Annotated in this window: 5 protein-coding genes; 4 read left to right on the top strand and 1 reads right to left on the bottom strand. The window is 71.6% G+C overall.

Annotated elements, in window-relative coordinates:
• Positions 1-134 precede the first annotated feature (134 nt).
• Positions 135-1,043, top strand: coding sequence for a Pr6Pr family membrane protein (locus tag TA90_RS13185; RefSeq protein ID WP_052450601.1), 909 nt, complete (start codon positions 135-137; stop codon positions 1,041-1,043).
• A gap of 65 nt (positions 1,044-1,108) precedes the next feature.
• A complete protein-coding gene (locus TA90_RS06720) occupies positions 1,109-1,570 on the top strand; it encodes a tRNA (cytidine(34)-2'-O)-methyltransferase (RefSeq protein WP_043535296.1) in 462 nt (153 codons plus the stop codon).
• A gap of 58 nt (positions 1,571-1,628) precedes the next feature.
• On the opposite strand, the gene TA90_RS06725 is transcribed toward TA90_RS06720, so the two are convergent.
• Positions 1,629-2,135, bottom strand: a complete 507-nt coding sequence (locus TA90_RS06725) for a hypothetical protein (RefSeq protein ID WP_231550688.1) — start codon at positions 2,133-2,135, stop codon at positions 1,629-1,631.
• 222 nt (positions 2,136-2,357) lie between these two features.
• Between TA90_RS06725 and lpdA the strand changes: the two genes are divergently transcribed.
• Together lpdA and TA90_RS06735 are read left to right on the top strand one after the other, a co-directional pair.
• Entirely contained in the window at positions 2,358-3,731 is a 1,374-nt protein-coding gene (lpdA, locus tag TA90_RS06730; protein ID WP_043535299.1) for a dihydrolipoyl dehydrogenase, read from the top strand.
• A gap of 24 nt (positions 3,732-3,755) precedes the next feature.
• The coding region (locus TA90_RS06735) for a biotin/lipoyl-containing protein (protein WP_043535300.1) at positions 3,756-4,499 on the top strand (744 nt) is incomplete at its 3' end.

The following is a 4,499-nucleotide window of genomic DNA, read 5'->3' on the forward strand; positions in this document are numbered from 1 at the left end:
CAGATCTCGGATTGGCATCCGCCTCCGATCGCACGGTGCGACCGTCGTCGCCCCCGTCGGGTCCTCGACCCGGCGGGGGCGACGGACGGGACCCCACACGGCCCGTGCGGATGCCCCCTTCCTGGGGAGGCTGCATGTCCCTCATCGACACCCCCGCACCAGCACGCTCCACGGCACCCGGCCCCGGCGTCCCCACCGACGCGGCGGCACCGTCGGGCCCACGGCCGCTCCCCGTGGCCCTGCTCTCCCCCGCCCCCGCCAGGACCCCGCTGGGCCCCACGCCCACCGCGCCCGCAGTGCCCGCAGCACCCGCGCCGGCACTGCCCGCTCCCCGGGTGGAGGAGACCCCCTCCCAGCAGCGCCCCACCATGACGGTGTCCACCGCGATCCTGCTCCTCACCGTCCTCTCGGCACTGGTGGGCACGGGGATGGACATGTGGACCGGCCACCACGTGCGCTCCTGGATCCCTGCGGGCGCGGGCTACTCGACCTCCTTCGGCCCGGGGTGGGGCGGGTCCCTCAACCGGCTCTCCTACTTCACCGCCCAGTCGAACCTGCTCGTGGCGGCCTCGAGCCTCCTCCTCGTCGTGCGTCCCCGGCCGCGTGGTCGCTTCCTGCCCTTCCTCCAGCTGGTCGCCCTCCTGTGCATCTCGATCACGTGCATCGTCTACGTCGGGGTCCTGGCGGGCCCGAACATCGGGGGGAGCTTCCCGGCCGTGGTCATCGTGTCCACCGTGCTCGAGCACGTGGTCACCCCCCTCCTCGCCTGGGCGGCGTGGCTGCTCGCCGGTCCCGCCACGGTGACGCTCCGGGGTCTCGCCCTGGCCTCCCTGGTGCCGGTGGCCTACTGCGGCCTCACCCTGGTGCGCGGGGCGCTCGTGGACTGGTACCCCTACCCCTTCCTGGACGTCCCGGCCCGGGGGTACGGCTTCGTCCTGGGCGCAGTGGGCTGCGTCGCCGCGCTGGTGCCCGTGGTCGGTCTCACCATGTACGCCTGCCAGAGGTTCCTCCGGTCCCGTCCCGGCGGGGAACCGCTTCCCTGACAGGTGCCTCACACCGTCCCCACCGCGGACCGGTGTGCCGCCCACGCGGTGGGAGGATGGGCGCCGTGCTCCACGTGATCTTCTTCGAACCCCGCATCCCGGGCAACACCGGCGCGGCCATCCGACTGTCCGCCTGCACCGGGTCGATGCTGCACCTGGTCGAGCCACTGGCCTTCGACATGGAGGACGCCAAGCTGCGCCGCGCCGGGCTCGACTACCACGACCTGGCCCACGTCCACGTCCACCCGGACCTGGACAGCGCGCTGGCCGACGTCCCCGGACACGTGTGGGCGTTCACCGGGCACACCGACACCCTCTACACCGACGTGTCCTACGCCGACGGGGACGGACTCCTCTTCGGCCCCGAACCGACGGGGCTGCCCGAGGAGGTCATGTCGGATCCCAGGATCGCCTCACGGGTGCGCATCCACATGCTCCCCGGGGTGCGCTCCCTCAACCTCGCCAACTCCGCCTCCATCGCCCTGTACGAGGCCTGGCGCCAGCTCGGGTTCCCCGCGGGGGTCTGACCCCTCCCGCCGGGCGCGCGGGCAACGGCTCCGGAGGGGACCCGGCACGGATCGGTCCTCAGACCTCCCTGTGCCGACGGCGCGGCTTGTCCACCTGCTCGGCGAGTTCCACGATGCGACGGGGGTTCGACCACCACAGCCACACCAGCCCCACCACGGGGAGCACCAGGGGGATGTACCAGTAGTCCGCCCCGAAGGCGCCCCACGGGGACCGCGGATCACTGAGCTGGGGCAGTCCCACCCCGAGGACGCCGACGAGCACCGGACCGATGGCCTCGACGCACACGCAGGCCCACCCGATCATCCGCATCCTGCGCCCGTTGTGCGTCAGTGCGAGCGCCGCGAGCAGGTAGAGCAGACCCGCGAACAGGGCGACGAGGGCCGGACCGATGGGCCCGGAGGAGTCCAGGTGGACGATGTCGACGACGGCGTTCGTCGTCACCCAGGCCCCGAAGATCCAGAAGGCGGCCATCACCAGGCGCCCCAGGCCGAGTGACGGGCCGCGCGTGTCGACGACCTGGTCCTCCTCCTGCGGGGATGCACCGCCGCCGACGTGCATGGTCATGCACCGACCTCCTTCATGGGTGTGGCCACATCCTAGGTGTTCGACCCCCGTGCGACGGCGTCGGCCACGCGCCCCGGCTGCGACGGGCCCCCTCGACACGCCGGTGTGGGCGGTGCCACCCGTCCCAGGATCCCGGCAGACGCGAAAAAAGGTACCCCGGGTGGGACAATGGGCCCAGCCGGACCGTGACGGTCCGAACACCCGACACGAGGAGTGGAGAACGTGAGCGAGCCCGGATACGACGTCGTCATCCTGGGAGCGGGGTCCGGTGGTTACGCCGCCGCGCTCCGCGCAGCCCAGCTGGACCTGAAGGTAGCCCTCATCGAGGGGGACAAGGTCGGCGGGACCTGCCTGCACCGGGGGTGCATCCCCACCAAGGCCTACCTGCACGCCGCGGAGACCGCCGATGCGGTGCGCGACTCCGAGCACTTCGGGGTGCAGTCCACCTTCCAGGGCATCGACATGCCGCGGGTGAGCGCCTACCGTGACTCGGTCGTCGCCAAGCTCTACAAGGGCCTCCAGGGGCTGCTCTCCTCCCGCAAGGTCGACGTCATCCAGGGCTGGGGCCGACTGGTCTCCGAGGACACGGTCGAGGTTGACGGTCGACGCATCACGGGCCGCCACATCGTCCTGGCGACCGGCTCCTACTCCCGCTCCCTGCCCAACCTCCCCATCGAGGGTCGGGTGATCACCTCCGAGCAGGCCCTCCAGATGGAGTGGATCCCCAACCGGGTGGTCGTGCTGGGCGGCGGGGTCATCGGCCTGGAGTTCGCCTCCGTGTGGAAGTCCTTCGGGGCCGAGGTCACGATCATCGAGGCACTGCCCCACCTGGCCGCCAACGAGGACGAGGCCGTCTCCAAGCAGCTCGAGCGCGCCTTCCGCAAGCGTGGCATCGCCTTCCACACCAACACCCGCTTCGCGGGCGCGACCCAGGACGAGGGCGGGGTGCACGTCTCCACGGAGGACGGCAAGTCCTACGACGCGGACATCCTCCTCGTCGCCGTCGGCCGCGGACCGGTCACCGCCGACCTCGGCTACGAGCAGGTGGGGATCCGCATGGAGCGGGGCTTCGTCCTCACCGACGAGCGCCTCCACACCGGGGTCGCCAACATCCACGCCGTCGGCGACATCGTCCCGGGCCTGCAGCTGGCCCACCGCGGGTTCCTCCAGGGCATCTTCGTGGCCGAGGAGATCGCGGGTCTCTCCCCCGCCCCGATCGTCGAGTCGGGCATCCCGCGTGTGACCTTCACGGACCCCGAGATCGCCTCCGTCGGCCTCACCGAGAAGCAGGCGCGCGAGAAGTACGGCGACGCCGTGCGCACGGTGGAGTACAACCTCGCGGGCAACGGCAAGTCCAACATCCTCAACACCTCGGGCTTCATCAAGCTGATCTCGGTGGAGGACGGTCCGATCGTCGGGTTCCACGGCATCGGCGCCCGCATCGGCGAGCAGGTCGGCGAGGGTGAGCTCATGGTCAACTGGGAGGCCTACCCCGAGGACGTGGCCGCGCTGATCCACGCCCACCCCACCCAGAACGAGGCAGTCGGCGAGGCCGCGATGGCACTGGCCGGCAAGCCCCTGCACGCCCACAACTGACCCGTACCGACAAGGAGAACAACCATGGCAACTGCAGTGAAGATGCCCGCCCTGGGCGAGTCGGTCACGGAGGGAACCGTCACCACCTGGCTGAAGAAGGTCGGCGACACCGTCGAGGCCGACGAGCCCATCGTCGAGGTCTCCACCGACAAGGTCGACTCCGAGGTCCCCTCCCCCGTGGCCGGGACCATCCTGGAGATCCTCGTCGACGAGGACGAGACCGTCGAGGTCGGCACCGAGATCGCCCGCATCGGCGATCCCTCGGAGGCCACCGGAGGGGACTCCTCCGGTGACTCCGACTCGGCGCCCGAGCCCGGACCTGTCGCCGAGGCGACCCCCGACGAGCCCACCGAGCCCACGAGCTCCCCCGCTCCCGAGCCCACCGGGGCCCCCGCCTCCGACGCCTCCGCCACCGAGGTGAAGATGCCGGCACTGGGCGAGTCGGTCACGGAGGGAACCGTCACCACCTGGCTTAAGAAGGTCGGTGACACCGTCGAGGCAGATGAGCCACTGCTCGAGGTCTCCACCGACAAGGTCGACTCCGAGGTCCCCTCCCCCGTGGCCGGGACCGTCCTGGAGATCCTCGTCGACGAGGACGAGACCGTCGAGGTCGGCACCGTGCTGGCGCGCGTCGGCGACGCCGACGCGACCCCCGCCCCCTCCTCGGCCCCCGAACAGCCCGCCGCCCAGGAGACCCCGGCACCCGAGTCCGAGCCGGCCCCCGAGCCCGCTCCCGCTCCGCGGGCACCCGAGCCGGCCCCCCGCGCC

This window comes from Actinomyces polynesiensis (assembly GCF_000820725.1).
In the GTDB taxonomy this organism is placed as follows: Bacteria; Actinomycetota; Actinomycetes; order Actinomycetales; family Actinomycetaceae; genus Pauljensenia; species Pauljensenia polynesiensis.